This window comes from Mesorhizobium sp. WSM4884 (assembly GCF_029625675.1).
Taxonomy (GTDB): Bacteria; Pseudomonadota; Alphaproteobacteria; order Rhizobiales; family Rhizobiaceae; genus Mesorhizobium.
Genome location: NZ_JARTVO010000003.1, coordinates 1 through 15,633 on the forward strand (window position 1 = coordinate 1; position 15,633 = coordinate 15,633).

13 protein-coding genes are annotated in these 15,633 nt (G+C 63.7%); 7 read left to right on the plus strand and 6 right to left on the minus strand.

What is annotated here, in order from left to right; genetic code table 11:
- Positions 1–329: 329 nt before the first annotated feature.
- Together P9236_RS05250 and P9236_RS05255 are read right to left on the minus strand one after the other, a co-directional pair.
- The gene (locus tag P9236_RS05250; RefSeq protein ID WP_278073553.1) at positions 330–1,904 is read right to left on the minus strand and encodes an NAD(P)/FAD-dependent oxidoreductase; all 1,575 of its coding nucleotides are present in this window, start codon (positions 1,902–1,904) and stop codon (positions 330–332) included.
- Positions 1,891–3,510 (minus strand): NAD(P)/FAD-dependent oxidoreductase, encoded by a 1,620-nt coding sequence (locus tag P9236_RS05255; protein ID WP_278073554.1) that lies wholly within the window; start codon positions 3,508–3,510, stop codon positions 1,891–1,893. Before P9236_RS05255 ends, P9236_RS05250 begins: the two co-directional genes overlap by 14 nt.
- A 255-nt stretch (positions 3,511–3,765) precedes the next feature.
- Between P9236_RS05255 and P9236_RS05260 the strand changes: the two genes are divergently transcribed.
- The 5 genes from P9236_RS05260 to P9236_RS05280 all read left to right on the plus strand — a co-directional run bounded on the left by P9236_RS05260 (position 3,766) and on the right by P9236_RS05280 (position 8,885).
- On the plus strand, positions 3,766–4,386 hold the full coding sequence (locus P9236_RS05260; RefSeq protein WP_278073555.1) for a class I SAM-dependent methyltransferase: 621 nt from the start codon (positions 3,766–3,768) through the stop codon (positions 4,384–4,386).
- Between the two features lie 201 nt (positions 4,387–4,587).
- Entirely contained in the window at positions 4,588–5,250 is a 663-nt protein-coding gene (betI, locus tag P9236_RS05265; RefSeq protein ID WP_278073556.1) for a transcriptional regulator BetI, read from the plus strand.
- 65 nt (positions 5,251–5,315) lie between these two features.
- Complete coding sequence (locus P9236_RS05270; protein WP_278073557.1) at positions 5,316–6,398, plus strand: ABC transporter substrate-binding protein; 1,083 nt, start codon at positions 5,316–5,318, stop codon at positions 6,396–6,398.
- Positions 6,399–6,513: 115 nt separating this feature from the next.
- Positions 6,514–7,590, plus strand: a complete 1,077-nt coding sequence (locus P9236_RS05275; protein WP_278073558.1) for an extracellular solute-binding protein — start codon at positions 6,514–6,516, stop codon at positions 7,588–7,590.
- Complete coding sequence (locus tag P9236_RS05280; protein WP_278073559.1) at positions 7,587–8,885, plus strand: flavin monoamine oxidase family protein; 1,299 nt, start codon at positions 7,587–7,589, stop codon at positions 8,883–8,885. The genes P9236_RS05275 and P9236_RS05280 overlap by 4 nt, the downstream gene beginning before the upstream one ends.
- Here P9236_RS05280 and P9236_RS05285 read toward each other — a convergent pair.
- From P9236_RS05285 to P9236_RS05295, 3 genes are read right to left on the minus strand one after another with little or no spacing between them, the layout of a single operon-like run.
- On the minus strand, positions 8,849–9,925 hold the full coding sequence (locus P9236_RS05285; RefSeq protein WP_278073937.1) for an ABC transporter ATP-binding protein: 1,077 nt from the start codon (positions 9,923–9,925) through the stop codon (positions 8,849–8,851). The two genes, P9236_RS05280 and P9236_RS05285, sit on opposite strands and share 37 nt — an antisense overlap.
- Positions 9,926–9,962: 37 nt before the next feature.
- Positions 9,963–10,784 (minus strand): ABC transporter permease, encoded by an 822-nt coding sequence (locus tag P9236_RS05290; protein WP_278073560.1) that lies wholly within the window; start codon positions 10,782–10,784, stop codon positions 9,963–9,965.
- A complete protein-coding gene (locus P9236_RS05295; protein WP_278073561.1) occupies positions 10,781–11,698 on the minus strand; it encodes an ABC transporter permease in 918 nt (305 codons plus the stop codon). Before P9236_RS05295 ends, P9236_RS05290 begins: the two co-directional genes overlap by 4 nt.
- A gap of 289 nt (positions 11,699–11,987) precedes the next feature.
- Here P9236_RS05295 and P9236_RS05300 point away from each other — a divergent pair, with 289 nt between their 5' ends.
- Entirely contained in the window at positions 11,988–13,406 is a 1,419-nt protein-coding gene (locus P9236_RS05300; protein WP_278073562.1) for an aminotransferase, read from the plus strand.
- Positions 13,407–13,453: 47 nt separating this feature from the next.
- On the opposite strand, the gene P9236_RS05305 is transcribed toward P9236_RS05300, so the two are convergent.
- On the minus strand, positions 13,454–14,638 hold the full coding sequence (locus P9236_RS05305) for an aromatic ring-hydroxylating dioxygenase subunit alpha (protein WP_278073563.1): 1,185 nt from the start codon (positions 14,636–14,638) through the stop codon (positions 13,454–13,456).
- 476 nt (positions 14,639–15,114) lie between these two features.
- Between P9236_RS05305 and P9236_RS05310 the strand changes: the two genes are divergently transcribed.
- Entirely contained in the window at positions 15,115–15,525 is a 411-nt protein-coding gene (locus tag P9236_RS05310; RefSeq protein WP_278073564.1) for a hypothetical protein, read from the plus strand.
- Positions 15,526–15,633 lie beyond the last annotated feature (108 nt).

The following is a 15,633-nucleotide window of genomic DNA, read 5'->3' on the forward strand; positions in this document are numbered from 1 at the left end:
AAATCTCCGGCAACGGGTGCTGCGCGGTCAAGTCCCGCGGGTCCGGGACCTCGCCGAATACATCCAGAAACACCATCGCGACCTCCGATCATCCAGAGGTCTCTCAGAATCGATTTCCACATACCGCACAAGAGTCCTTTTCTACTCATGTGCGATTCCCCTGCCCACGAGGGGGGAGATCGGACGTCGCGTCGGCTTTCGCCAATCGCCAACGTTCCAAGAGGTAAGCCGGGCGCGCGAACTGCCGATCCCCCCCCGCGTGGGGGAGATGGCCGGCAGGCCAGAGGGGGGCGCGGTAGAGCGCAGCTTCGGCGATTTGCAAAATCATCTCACCCCCTCATCGCAATGATGCGGCGCGCGGCGTTGAGGCCGGGCGCGCCGGAGACGCCGCCGCCCGGATGCGAGCCGGCGCCGGCAAGGAACAGTCCTTCGAGTGGCGTGTCGTAGCCCGACCAGCCGGAGACCGGCCGTGACATCAGCATCTGGTCGGCCTGCAGCTCGCCATGGTGCCAGTGGCCGCCGGGCATGCGGTAACGTGTCTCGATGTCGGCCGGTGTGAGCAAATCGGCATGGCGCACGGTCGCGCCGATGCCAGGCGCATAGGCTTCGAGTTGCGCCATGATCGCCTTGAGGAATTGCGGCTTGCCGGCGGTCCAGCCCTGCCTCAGCGCATAGGGGGCGTATTGCACCACCGCCGAGAGCACGCAGGCGCCGGAGGGGGCCAGCGCAGGATCGGCGAGGCTGGGCAGCGTAATCTCCATCACCGGCTCGGGCGAAAACTCGCCATATTTCGACGGGTTAAAGGCCCGCTCGACATGGTCGGGCGAAGGCGCGATGACGAGACGGCCCTTGTGGCCGGCGGCGTCGACGCCTTCGAATTGCGGCGGCCGGTCGAGCGCGAGATGGAGCTTTGCCGCATCGCCCTTCATGCGGATGTTCTTCACCTTGCGGACCAAGCCGGTATCGACCTCGCCCGGGCCGACCAGATCGAGGATCGTCGTTGCGGGGTTGATGGCCGAGACGACGGTCTGTGCGCGCAGCGTCTCGCCGCTCTGCATGACGACACCGACGGCGCGGCCTTTCTCGACGATCACCCTGGCGACCGGCGAGGCCGGGCGGATCGCAGCCCCCGCTTTCTCCGCCGCCGAGCGAATGGCGGCAACGACGGCGCCCATGCCGCCCTTGGGCTGTATCTGCGCGCCGGCTAGGCCGCCGATCTCGCCGGCCAACCGGTAGTAGAGGCCAAGCAGCGAGGTCGGCGAGCGCGGCCCGAGATGGCTGCCCAGCGTTGCGTCGAAGGCGAGCAGGCCCTTCAGCCGGTCATCCTCAAGCTGCTCGTCGAGCAGGTCAGAGACGTTCATCAAAAGCACGCGCAGAAAGTCGCGCATATCTTCCTTGCCGAGCTTCCTCAGAGCCAGCGCCAACTGGCCGAGCCCGGTCATTTCGGCGAGCGACATGCCGGCAAGGTCCGGCGGCCGGCGCGACAGGAACGGTTTCAGGATGCCGGCGTAGCGCAACAGCTGCGCGCGCAGGTCCTTCCAGGTGGATTGCTCCGAAGGGCTGGCGCCCGTCAGCACCTCGCCATAGGCGCCGTGCAGCACCAGCGGGCCGTTCTTCGACAGCGCGACCGACGGAACGAAGTCCGAGCGCTCGACCTTGAGACCATGGCGCTCCAGCTCAAGCGTCTTCACCACATCGGGATGCAGCCGGTTGAGCAGATGCGCGATTGCCGAGACGCGGAAGCCGGGCGCGAATTCCTCGGTGCGCGCCGCGCCGCCGACCTCGCTGCCGGCCTCGAGCAGCAGCACCTTGCGGCCGGACTTGGCCAGCGTGGCGGCGGCGACAAGGCCGTTGTGGCCGCCGCCAATGACGATGACGTCCCAGTTCGCTTCAGATGAGGTCATGGGCGAGGCTCATATGCAGGGTTGGCTTGGCGAGGTCGCGCAGGATCTCGGCGGCGGCGTTGCGTCCGGGCGCGCCCATCACGCCGCCGCCAGGATGGGTGGAGGAGCCACACATATAGAGCCCGCCGACCGGCGAGCGGTATTGCGCGTAGCCCGGCACCGGACGGTTGAAGAGCAGTTGGTCGAAGGTGAGCTCACCCTGGAAAATGTTGCCTTCGGTGAGCCCGACCTCGGCTTCGATCTCGCGCGGCGTGCGCACTTCCATATGGACGATACGGTCGTGGAAGCCCGGCGAATATTCGGCGATCTGCGCAATCACGCTCTCCGCGAAGCCGTCGCGGTCGGCGTCCGTCCAGTCGCGGCCGTTTATCTTCGGCGGCGCGTATTGCACGAAGCAGCTCATGAAGTGCTTGCCCGGCGGCGCCATGGTCGGGTCGAGCGTGGTCGGGATCATCATGTCGAGGAAGGGATCGGCCGACCAGCGCCCTGCCTTCCAGTCGTCATAGGCGCGCTCCATGCGCTCGATGGAATCGGTGAAATGCATGTCGGCGCGATAGACCGGCGAGTCCTTCGGCAGAGCCGGGAATTCGGGGAGCGAATCCAGCGCGATGTTGACCTTGCCGGACGAGCCGCGGATCTTGAAATTTCTGACGCGCCTGAGAAAGATTTCGGGCAGCTCCTTCCCCTCGACCAGCTTCAGGAAGGTGCGCTTGACATCGGCGTTGGAGACGACGAGCTTGCCGTAAACTTCCTCGCCGCCGGCAAGCACGACGCCCCTGGCTTTGCCATTCCTGATCAGCACATGATCGACCTCGGCGCCCGTGCGGATGGTGCCGCCCGAGGCTTTGAAGGAGGCGGCGAGCGCCCGGGTGACGGCGCCCATGCCGCCACGCGCATAGCCCCAGGCGCCGACCGAGCCGTCGACCTCGCCCATATAGTGGTGGAGCAGCACGTATGCGGTTCCGGGCGACATCGGCCCGAGCGCGGTGCCGATGATGCCGGAGAGCGCGAAGTTCGCCTTGATGACGTCGGTCTCGAAATATTCGTCGAGGAACTCGGAGATCGACATCGTCCAGAAGCGCAGGGTCAGCGCCATCTCCTCGGCCGAAAGCCCGGCGAACTTCTTGCCGAGATAGAGCAACTCGCCGAGATCGCGCGGCTTGAAGCTGGTCGGATCGGGCGCTGTGCGCATCAAAAGCGGCTGGATGAAGCGGCACTGCCTCGTGACGTCGCGCGAGTAGCGGTCATAGGCCTCGGCGTCGCGCTTCGAAAAGCGGGCGAACTCGCGCCGATGCGCGTCGTGATCGCGGTAGTTGGCGAGGTAGTCGCCGTCGCGGGTGAACACCGCGCCGCCCTCATAGGAGATGACCTGCAGGCCGAAGCGCGGCAGCTCCAGGTCGCGCATGATCTCGGGTCGGAACAGCGAGCAGACATAGGAACAGTTGGAGTAGAGGAAGCCCGGCGTCAACTCGCGGCTGGTCGCGGCGCCGCCGATCCAGTCGTTCTTCTCGACTACCAGCACGTCGAGGCCGGCGCGCTGCAGGTAACAGGCGTTGACCAGCCCGTTATGGCCGCCGCCGATGACGATCGCGTCCCACGCCTTCATGTGCGCTCAACCTCCATTCGGCCGCCCCTATCTTCTTGTTTTTACGTAATTCCGGACGGAAAACCGCTTCACACTTTTCCTGGGATTGCTCGCGGCTGGTTGTTCCCGATGCGCGGAATTTGGCACGGCTAACGGCTTTTTGTCCAGTATATTGAATGAATGTTCAACAAATGATGTTGCGTTTTCTGGTTAATGCGCTAGGCTTTGCCCGTATCTCTGGACCGACCCAGATCGGCAGTTGGGGCTGAAGATCCGATGATCGAAACGGCTGACGCCGAGCCGGAATATAACGATGCCGCCATTCGCTTCCTCGAAGCGCTCTGGGGCGACGGCTACCTGTCGCCGGGCGGCCCCGACGAGGTCGACCGCGTGGTCGAAGGCCTGTCGCTGAAGGGCAAGACGATCCTCGATATCGGCTGCGGGGCCGGCGGCATCACGCTGCATCTGGTCGCGCGGCATGGCGCTGCTCCAGCCACAGGCTTCGACGTCGAAGGGCCGGTGATCGAGATGGCGAGGCGAAAGGCGATCCTGGAAGGTCTCCAGGACCGCGTCCGTTTCGTCCAGGCGCCGCCGGGGCCGCTGCCGTTCGCCGACACCTCCTTCGACGTCGTCTTCTCCAAGGACGCGCTGCTGCACGTGCGGGACAAGGAGGCGCTTTTCGCCGAGATTTTTCGCGTGCTGAAACCCGGTGGCGTCTTCGCCGCGTCGAACTGGATGATCTCGCATGACGGCGAGCCGTTCGCGGATATGAAGGCCTATGTCGCGGCGGAAGGCCTGTCCTTCGCCATGGCTTCGCCGGCGCGCTACGCCGAAGCGATGCGCCGAGCCGGCTTCATCGACGTCGCCGTTCGCGACCGCAACGCGTGGTACCGCTAGGTCGCGCGAGAGGAACTGGTCCGCCTCAAGAGGCCGCTTTATCAACTCGTCGCCGCCGCGGTCGGCGCGGCCTATGTCGACAAGAACATCCGGACCTGGGAGGCGATGCAGAAGGTGCTTGACAGTGGTGAGCACCGCCCCACTCATCTGCGCGGTTGGAAGCCGGTCGGATAACCGGCGATGCTGGAGACCGCCACACCCATGAAGAGCACAGAGGCAAGGGACACCATCGCCGAGCCGGGAAAAGCCGACGGCGAGAAGCGCGGCCGCAAGGCTTCGAAAGAGGTCAGGCGGCTGCAGCTGATCGAGGCGACGATCGATTCACTGGCCAAGCGCGGCTACGCCGAAACGACGATGGCCGACGTCGCCGACGGCGCGGGTCTCTCGCGCGGCATCGTCAACTTCCATTTCGAGAGCAAGGAAAAGCTGCTCGTCGCCACGCTGCAGCACATGTATGACGAGTATTCGGCGCATTGGCGCACCGCCTTGCAGAAGGCAGGCGACGATCCAGCGAGACAGCTGCAGGCGCTGGTGTGGGCGGATTTCGATCGCTCGATCTGCAACAAGCGCAAGCTCGCCGCCTGGTGCGCCTTCTGGGGCGAGGCCAAGTCGCGGCCGACCTACCAGGCGCTGAGCAGCTCGCGCGATGCCTATTATCAACAAGTCTTCATAGATCTCTGCGCGACGCTGAAGCAAAGCGGCGGTTACGCCTACGAGCCGCAGGTCATGGCCCTGGCGCTCTCGGCCATGCTGGAGGGCCTATGGCTGCGGTTGATGATGGGCACCGAGGACACGACGCGCGAAACCGCGCTGCAGGCGGCCAATGCCTTTTTGGCGGCCGCCTTCCCGAAACACTACGGTTAGCGAACAGCCGAGGTTAGCAGCAGCCGGCCAGCAAGACCGGCAAGACCAAAAGAGGATGGAACAGCATGAAGAAACTCAGCCGACGCCTGACACTGACATTGGCGCTCGCCGGGACGCTTGCGGCTTCGGCGGCGGCGTTCGCCGTTGCCGCCGACAAGGACCTGATCGTGTTCGACTGGTCCGGCTATGAGGATACGAGCTTCCACGGCAAGTATGTCGAGAAGAACGGCGACTCGCCGACCTTCGCCTTCTTCGGCGACGAAGACGAAGCGTTCGAGAAAATCCGCTCCGGCTTCAAGGCCGATCTCGGCCATCCCTGCTCGCAGAGCGTGGTGAAATGGCGCGAGGCGGGGCTGCTGCAGCCGCTCGACACCTCGAAGATCGCCGGCTGGAAAGACCTCAACCCGGGCATCATGGCGATGAAGGATCTTGCCACCACTCCCGACGGCAAGGCCTGGTTCATGCCGTGGGACTGGGGTGACACGCAGCTCACCTACAATTCCGACAAGATCGCCGAGAAGGACGTGCAGTCGCTGAAAGCCTTCGCCGATCCGAAGTACAAGGGCCGCGTCTCGATCGGCGACAATGTCGACGACGCCTATGCGCTGGCCAGCCTCGCCATCGGGCTCAAGGACTGGACCAAGATGACGGACGAGCAGTTCAAGCAGGCATCCGACTTCCTGCGCCAGGTGCACAAGAACGTCCGCTCTTACTGGACCGACACGACCGACATCGTGCAGCTGTTGAGCGGCGGCGAGGTCGACCTCGCCTGGGCCTGGAACGATGCCACCGTGCAATCGGTAGCGGCCGGTGTGCCGATCAAGTCCAAGAAGGACACCGACGAGGGTATGTCGACCTGGGTGTGCGGCTGTGTGCTGTTCAAGGACGCGCCCGACAACGTCGATAAGGCCTATGACTATCTCAACGCCGTCAACGATCCGGAAGTCGCCAAGGTGCTGGTCAAGGACTGGGGCTACGGCCAGGCCAACGCCAAGGGTATGGCCGGCGTCGACCAGGCGGTGCTGAAGGAAAAGGGCTACGACAACGTGGAAAAGTGGGTCGACAAGACGCTGTTCCAGCAGCCGCTGCCTTCCGAGCTCAAGCTCAAGATGATCGCCGAGTTCGAGAAGATCAAAGCGGGCTATTGAGTGCTCTCCGGTCGTTGCCTGCTCCGCTTGCACAGCGGGGCAGGCAGGCTCGCCAAATGCCCGGAATTCTCCTAACCTCGCCGAACGCGTTCGCGACGGGGGAGTTTCTCGCGCCATGATATCCATGCTTCGCAGCCTTGCCTTGGCCGCCGCCGTCACTGTTGGCGCCGGCGCCGCCTATGCGCTCGCCGAAGGCGGCGGCGATCTCGTGGTCTTCGACTGGTCGGGCTATGAGGATCCGCTGCTGCATTCGGCCTATACCGCCAAGTATGGCGCCGAGCCGGCCTTCTCCTTCTTCGGTGACGAGGACGAAGCCTTCGAGAAGATGCGGGCCGGCTTCAAGGCCGACATCGCGCATCCCTGCTCGCAGAGCGTGGTGAAATGGCGCGAGACCGGGCTGCTGCAGCCGCTCGACACCTCAAGAATCACCGGCTGGAGGGACCTCAATCCGGGCATCATGGCAATGAAGGATCTGGCGACCACCGCCGACGGCAAGGCCTGGTTCATGCCCTTCGATTGGGGCAACACTTCGCTTCTCTACCGCACCGACAAGGTGACGGCGGAAGAGGCGCAGTCGCTGAAAATCTTCGCCGATCCCAAGTTCAGGGGCCGCGTCACCATCGGCGACAATGTCGATGACGCCTATGCGCTGGCAAGCCTGGTCATCGGACTGAAGGACTGGACCAAGATGACAGATGAGCAGTTCAGCCAAGCTTCCGCCTTCCTGCGCGACGTGCACAAGAACATCCGGTTCTACTGGACGGACGATACCGACCTCAACCAGGCCTTCATCGGCAACGAGGTCGATCTGGTCTGGGGCTGGAACGAGACCTATGTGACGCTGAAAGGACAAGGATTGCCGATCGAGATGAACCGCAACACCAAGGAGGGCCTGTCGACCTGGGTGTGTGGCTACGTGCTGATGAAGGATGCGCCGGGCAAGCTCGACCAGGCCTATGATTTCCTGAACGCCGTCAACGCGCCCGACGTTTCGGAATACATGGTGAAGACCTTCGGTTACGGCCACGGCAACAGCGCCGGCATGGCGGCGATGGACCAGAAGCTGCTCACCGATCGCGGTTTCGACAATCTCGACAAGTTCCTCGACAAGACGCTGTTCCAGCAGCCGGTCGCGCCTGAGCTCAAGCAGCGCATGGTCGCCGAGTTCGAGAAGATCAAGGCCGGCTATTGAGCAGAAAATCAGAAAAAACCGACGTTGCAATCGTCGGCGCCGGCTTCACCGGCCTGTCGGCCGCGCTCGAATTGAAGCGCGCGGGTGTCGATTTCCTTGTGCTGGAAGCGCGCGATCGTGTCGGCGGGCGTGTGGAGGCCATGCCGAACGGGCTCGGCGAGTTGATCGACAGCGGCGGCCAGTTTCTGTGCGATGACATGCCGGAAGTGATGGCGCTGGCAAAGGCGCATGGCAGGACATTGGTCGAGACCTATGTCGAGGGCGAGTTCATCACCCATCCGTCGATGCCCGCCAAGGAAGCCGAGCGGACCTATCAGATCGCGATGGCGATCCGCGAGCGCATGAACGGGATCGAGCCGGACGATCCCTCGATCGCCGGGCTGACCGTTGCGACATGGCTCGAGCGCCAGAAGGACGCGGCCGACGCCAAGGCCGCTTTCCGCTCGATGATCGAAGGCCTGTGGTGCCTGGCGTTGGACAAGGTGCCGTTCTGGTACCTGATCGACAACGATCGCCGCATCACCAACGAGGTGTTCGAGCTGCAGTATTTCTTGCGCGATACAATGCAGTCGCTGGCCGACGATCTGGCGTGTGACCTCGGCGATCGGCTGCGGCTGGGCGAACCGGCGACACGGATCGAGCACGGGCAGCAAGGCGTTCGTATCGTCTCGGCCCGCGGTGTGATCGAAGCACGCAAGGCGCTGATCGCTCTGCCGCCGGCGACGGCGGCAAAGCTCGAATTCGCGCCCGCCTTGCCGGCGGAGCTTGCAAAGGCTCTGGGCGTCTGGGAAAGCGGCGCGGTGATCAAGATCCTGGTGCGCTATGCCAGGCCATTCTGGCGCGAGCGGGGTCTGCGCGGCATGGTGATGTGGCGCGATCAGCCAGGGCTGTTTGCCTGCGACGCCAGCAAGGATCTCGACCATGCCGCGCTTATCGTCTTCATCGGCGGGCCTCTCGCGCTGCGCTGGCACCGGCTCGGCGATGCGGCGTTGCGCGCGGAACTGACGGCAAGGCTCGAGCAAGCACTCGGCCCGGAAGCTGCCGACATTGTCGATTTCAGCTCACGCGATTGGACGCATGATCGCTGGAGCGGCGGCGCCTACAGCGATCTGATCGTCGACGTGACGGCGAGAAACGCCGAGCGCGCCATCCTTGCCGGCGCGCCGCCGGTCTATTTCTCGGCTTCGGAACTCTCGCCGTCTTTTCCAGGCTATGTCGAAGGCGCGATCGTGGCAGGGCGTGTCGCCGCCAGGAAAATTCAGTCGGCCATCGCCACCAGCGCTTCGGGATCGTAGGCGAGGCGGATCGGCGCGCCGACCGGGATGTCGTCGGCGCCGAAATCATTGGTCTCGGTCACCGACAGCGGCTTTTCCAATCCCGGTATCTCGACAATCAGATGCGTGATCTCGCCGAAATAATGGCGCTCGACGACCTTGCCGGCGACCTCGAACTTCGCCGTCGCATCGTCCCACAAAACGCGCAGGCGCTCCGGCCGGATGCCGAGCGTCGCCGCGCCGCCGCCATTGCGGACGAAAGCCTTCGGCTTGTCGGTCTTGACGCGGCCGAAACCCAGCGTGTCGAGCACCAGTGAAGCGCCGTTCTCCTCAATGATCTGAGCTTTCACGAAATTCATGCCGCCGAGGAAGTCGGCGACCTGCCGATTGACCGGGCGCTGGTAGATTTCCTTCGGCGAAGCGACCTGCGCGATGCGGCCGCCGAACATCACGGCGATACGGTCCGACATGGCAAGCGCCTCGTACTGATCGTGGGTGACCAGCACGAAGGTGATGCCGACCGCCTGCTGCAGGCGACGCAGCTCAACCTGCATCTGCTCGCGCAGCTTCTTGTCGAGCGCCGAGAGCGGCTCGTCGAGGAGCAGCACCTTGGGCCGCATCACTAGCGCGCGGGCGAGCGCCACGCGCTGGCGCTGGCCGCCGGAAAGCTCGGTGGCTCGGCGCTTGCCGAGCCCGGTCAGCGAGACCTGCGCCAGCGCCTCCTCGACGCGGCGTTTTTCCTCACCGGCTTCGAGCCTCAGCCGCTTCAGCCCATAGGCGACATTCTGCTCGACATTGAGGTGCGGGAAGATCGCGTAGCTCTGGAAGACCATGTTGGTCGGACGCCGATTGGCGGGGATGCCGTCCATCGGCTGGCCGTCGACGGCGATCATGCCGCTGGTAGGCGTGTCGAAGCCGGCGATCATGCGCAAAAGCGTGGTCTTGCCGCAGCCGGAAGGGCCGAGCAGCGAGAAGAACTCGCCTTCCCTGATCGCCAGCGATGCATTGTCCAGCGCCTTGAACGATCCATAGCTGCGCGTGACGTCGCGGATCTCGATCATGGTGCGATCCGGCATCGTGCGCTCCGATTGGACCCGCTCAAGCATAGAGGCCTCCCTCGTTCTGGGTGCGTCTCGCCGCGCGGCGGCGCAGGATTTCGGCGATCGTCATCAGCACGAAGGACGCCACCAGCAGCAAGGTGCCGAGCGCCAGCACGCCGGGCAGCTTGGCCGCAAAACGCAGCTGGCCCCAGATGTAGATCGGCAATGTCGCCTCGGTGCCGGTGAGGAAGAATGCGATGATGAACTCGTCGAGCGAGATGGTGAAGCAGACGAGCAGGCTGGAGATGATCGCCGGCGCGACCATCGGCAGCGTCACGCGCCGGAAGGTGCCGAAGGCGCTTTCGCCGAGATCGGCGGAGGCCTCCTCGAGACTGCGGTCGAAGCCTTCGAAGCCTGAGGTCAGCACGGTCATCGAATAGGGGATGCAGACCAGCACATGGCCGAGCACGACGGTGAACAGCGACAGGCTCAGGCCGAGCTGCAGCATCACCAGCAGCATCGAGATGGCGACGATCACCTCGGGCAGCACAAGCGGCGCCATGATCAGCCCGTTGATGGTGCGGCGGCCGGGATAGCGGTAGCGGGTGATCGAGCGGGCGGCGAGGATGCCGAGCACCGTCGACAGGATCGAGGCGGAGACGCCGACGATCAGGCTGTTCCAGGTGGCATCGATCAGCGCCGGCGTTTTCGGCAGGTCCCCGTACCAGTGCAGTGTGACGCCGGAGAGCGGGAATTTCGGCGTCGCCGCCGTGTTGATCGAGAAGATCGGCAGGAAGATCACCGGCAGGTAGAGGAAGAGGATGTAGAGGGCGGCGTAGCTCGACAGCCAGCCCGGCAGGAAACGTCTGATCGCTGTCATCGCGCCAGCCTCTGCAGGGCGCGGATGACCAGCACCGTGGCGCCGGCCATCAGCGAGACGATGACCATGGTGGTGACCGAGAGGGCAGCACCCAGCGGCCAGTTCGACGCCTTGCCGAACTGTGCCTGGATGGCGTTGGCGATCATGACGCCGTCCTTGCCGCCGACCAGCTTCGGCGTGACGTAGTCGCCGACGGTCGGGATCATGACGATAAGCGCGGCCGAGATGACGCCGGGCGCCGACAGCGGCAAGGTCACGCGCAGGAAGGAGCGCAGCGGCCCGTCGCCGAGGTCGGTCGCCGCTTCGACGAGCGTACGGTCGACCTTTTCCAGCGACACGAAGATCGGCAGGACGGCGAAGGTCGCCCAGGCGTGGGTCAGCGTGATGATGACGGCGCTGGAATTGTAGAGCAGCGCCGTCGACGGCTCGTCGATGATGCCGAGGCCCATCAGGCCGGAATTGAGCACGCCGTTATAGCCGAGGATCACTTTCCACGACATGACGCGCAAAAGGTAGCTCGTCCAGAACGGGATGGTAATGAGGAAGAGCCACAGGCTCTTGTGGCGACCACCGTGGAAGGAAATGAAATAGGCGATCGGATAGGCGAGAGCCACGGTGAGCAGGCTGACCGTCAGCGAGATGTAGAGCGAACGCCAGAGCAGGTCGCGGTAGATCGGCTCAGTCAGCGCGATCCGGTAGTTCTCCAGCGTGAAGGTGTGGTCGATGGTGAGGTAGTCCTGCGTCCAGAAGGAATGGGCGATCACGACCAGGATCGGCAGGACGAGAAGGAAGAGCGCGTAGAGGAAGGTCGGGCTGATCAGCGCGAAGCCTTGAGCGGCTTCCGATTGCAGAAGGGGACTTCGTCTGGCTCCCGCTTCGCGCAGCGGGGGCGACCCTTCCGCGGCCACTGTCATTGCAGCGCTCCGGGCGTGATTTCAGTTGCTGGCTCGGACTGTCCCGCCATGCGGCCTTCCCATTGATCGGCGCCGACGCCTGTTCCCGATTTTTATGCCCCGAGCATCGCTCGCTGGCTTGCCGGCTTTCTTTCATCATGAGCGCATCCGCCGATTGAAATCAAGCGCTATTTCTGCAATATTGATTGAACGGACATTCAAAATGAAGTGAAAAAAAGCCGGAGTTCCACGGTTTCTCGCTTCGTTCTGTGTCCAAGAATATTCCGCAACCGGACGACGCGAGGCTAACATGGCGGCTCAAAGCAAGACCAAGGCAAGCGAACTCATCGAGCCCGGCGATGACGACGCGGTCGAACTCGCTAAACGCCATCTCGTCCAGCCCTGGCCATATGCCGGCTCGGTAGGCACCGAGGCGCGGGCGCTGATCGGCGAGGGCGACGGCATTTACATCACCGACGCCTCCGGCAAGCGGCTGATCGACGGTCCGGCCGGCATGTGGTGCATCAATGTCGGCCATCGCCGGGAGGAGCTGGCAAGGGTGATGTACGACCAGGCGATGGCGCTCTCCTACAACACGCCCTGGTACACGATGAATGCGCCCTCGGCCGAGCTTGCCCGGCGCATCGCGGATGCCGCTCCGGGCGATCTCAACCATATCTTCTTCACCACTGGCGGCTCGTCGGCGGTGGAGACGGCGTTGCGCTTCATGCAGTTCTACAACAATGTGCGCGGCCGACCGGAAAAGAAGCTCATCCTCAGCCGCGGCGGCGCCTATCACGGCTCGACCTATCTGTCGGCCTCCCTCAACGGCCGCCCGCGCGACCGCGATTGGATGGACGGCGCCGACGAGCTGGTGATGAAGCTTTCGTCGCCCGATCCGTTCCGACGGCCAAAGGAGATGAGCATCGCCGCCTTCACCGACTTTCTGGTCGACCAGTTCCGCGACACCGTCGCGCGCGTCGGCGCCGATCGGATCGGCGCCTTTGTCGGCGAGCCGGTACAGGCCTCGGGCGGCGTCATCGTGCCGCCGGACGGCTATCTTAAGCGTATCCGCGAGATCTGCCGCGCGAACGACATCCTTTATGTTTCGGACGAGGTGGTGACAGGTTTCGGTCGGCTCGGCCATGTCTTTGCCTCGGGCGACGTCTTCGGCATCGACCCGGACATGATCACTTTCGCCAAGGGCGTGACATCAGGCTATTTCCCGCTCGGCGGCGTCATCATCTCCGAGCGGCTGCTGGAGCAGCTGCGCCGCTCCAATCATCCCGACGCGCTGTTCGGCCATGGCCTGACCTACACCAGCCATCCGATCGGCTGCGCCGTGGCGCTGAAGAACCTCGACCTACTGGAAGAGGGCGTGCTTCAGCATGCGCGCGAGATCGCGCCCTATTTCCAGGCGCGGCTGAAGACGCTGGAGGATCTGCCGCTGGTCGGCGAAGTGCGCGGCGTCGGCCTGATGGCCTGCGTCGAATGCGTCGCCGATCGCGAGAGCAAGGACCCGCTGCAGCTCGACAAGGATGTCGGCAAACGCATCGACGCGCATTGCCACGAGCTCGGCCTGCTGGTCAGACCGCTGATCAACATGTGCGTGATGTCGCCGCCGCTGATCATCAGCCGTGAGCAGGTCGACGACATGGTGGCGATCCTGCGCGAGGGGATTTCGCGCACCATGGATGATCTGAGGAAGGAAGGGGTCTGGCGGGGGTGACGGCTGATCTCCCCTTGTGGGGGAGATTGGCATCTCCCCCGCCCTGCCTAACCCCTCGACCGCAGCGCGTCGTTCAATCCCCACATGTCCTTTTCCTCGGGCGCCGTCTCCAGGTTCAGCACCGGAACTTGCCTGCGCAGATGGTCGTGGTGGGTGCGCACGCCATATTCGAGGTCTGAGAGATAAAAACCCTCGAAGGCTTCCGACAGCATGGATTCGTTCGACCACACCGAAAGCTGCACGTCCTCATTCATCGTGTCGCGGTCGATGCGATAAGCAAGGTAGCGGGCCGCCGCCTGCTCTCTCGTCTCGTCCGGGTAGCGATAGACTGCGCCGCGCAGCAGCGTTTCTCCGGTTGAGAGCGGGAACTCCTGATAGAACTGCACCGATTCCGGCATGATCGACAGCGCGTTGTTGGGGAAGATGCCGTAATAGATCCAGGCCTTGCGCAGGTGCTCCGGCAGATGCGTGGGCTCGGGCGCTATTTTGACGTATTGGCCGACGCTCCAGCGCCGCCCGGCATGCGGGTTGTAAGTGGCGAAGGAACGCGACACGCCATTGATGAAGGGCTCGTCGAAATAGGTCGCGCCATAGAGGTCCTGCAGCGCCGGATGCGCCATGGCGACGTGGTAGCCTTCATTGTCGACGTCGCGCACCGACTTCCAGTTGACCGGCGATTTCTGCGTCCAGATACCCCAGGACGGCACCATGTCGGCGACGCGGTAGTTGGCGATCTCGGCCTCGATCGGCTTCAAGAGCTCGGCCACCGAAGGCTGCGGGCCGCCCTTGCGGAAGCGGATGAAGATGAAGCCCATCCAGATTTCGAGGTCGAGCGGCATCAGGCCGAACTCGGTCTTGTCGAGCTCGGGGAAAGAGCGCGGCCGCGCCGCGCCCCGCAGGGTGCCGTCGAGATTGTAGACCCAGCCGTGGAACGGGCAGACCAGCGCGTTCTTGCAGGTGCCCTGGCTGTCGGCGACGACGCGGCTGCCGCGGTGACGGCACATATTGTTGAAGGCGCGCACGACGCCATCCTTGCCGCGCACGATCAGCACGCGCTCGCCGATGACGTCCATGGTCAGATAATCGCCGGGGTTCGGCACGTCGGAACAATGATTGCGGAAAACGTATTCCTTCTCGAGCTCGAGAAGGGCATTGGAGTGATAACTCCACCCCGGCAACCCCCGCCGGTCCCAATCGTTGGGGATCGCCACGTCACGGAGATGCGGGTTCATAAAAATGCTCTTCTTTTTGTTGAATACTCATTCAATAAAATCATATTTTTCATTGAAATGCAATGGCTTGTGAGAATATGGAAATTTCATGGCGGCGGGTTTAGCGCCGCCTGAGCCAGAAAAATCCCGGAAAATCCGAGCGTTAACCAGGGATGCAGAGCAGCGGTTCCGGTCGCGGATTCGGGCGTTGCGAGAGCTTCGTTCCGGCAGGTCTGGGGCGCATCCGACAATCACAACAGTCACACCAATTCGGCGGCTGTGTGAGGTTGCTTACAGTCTCCGGCGTCCGACAGGCGCATTTATCCGCAAACCAGTGCGGTGAACCTCAGCCGGCGGCAAGAAGGGAAACAGGCGTGGCTATCCAAATCCCTGTTTCAATCCTGTTACACAGGCAATCGCAGTCGACCATTCGCTTGTTACGTGGCGCGTTTATGTTCGTTTCATAAGGAAAAGAAAGATAACGAAGGGAGCACCCGATGTTTGCGAAAGTCCAGACCGCCGACACCAATCGCCGCGCGCACGGCCCGGAGCGTAATGATCGCCGGCCGAAGCTGTCGTTGCGCCAGCGCGCCAGCGACCATCCGATGGCGATGTTCATGCTGATCGGCGCCTGCGCTTTCATCAGCATGGTGGCCGCTCCGGCAGCCGGTCCGGCCTTCGCTTCGCTCAGCCCGCCGGCCAATGTCGTGGAGGGCGCGCCGACGACGCTCAAGACCGCGCGCCTACCGGAGCCGGCGATCGATTTTGCCTGCAAGGGCCAGAACTGGGGCGCCGAGAACGCCGAATGCCTGCGCGCCATCGCCGAGCAGTCGGGCCAGCACAGGGCCCGCGCGGTGCGCATGATCGCCAACGCCCAGCCGCTCACCAACACGCCGAACGTCTTTTAGAGCTCCCCTGAGCGCTCCCTCCAGCGCTCCAGTCAGGCTCCCGCCGCGACGTCGGTCGGGAGCCTTTTTTTTCGAAAAGGTGAGCTACGGACACCGCTCCATTCGAGC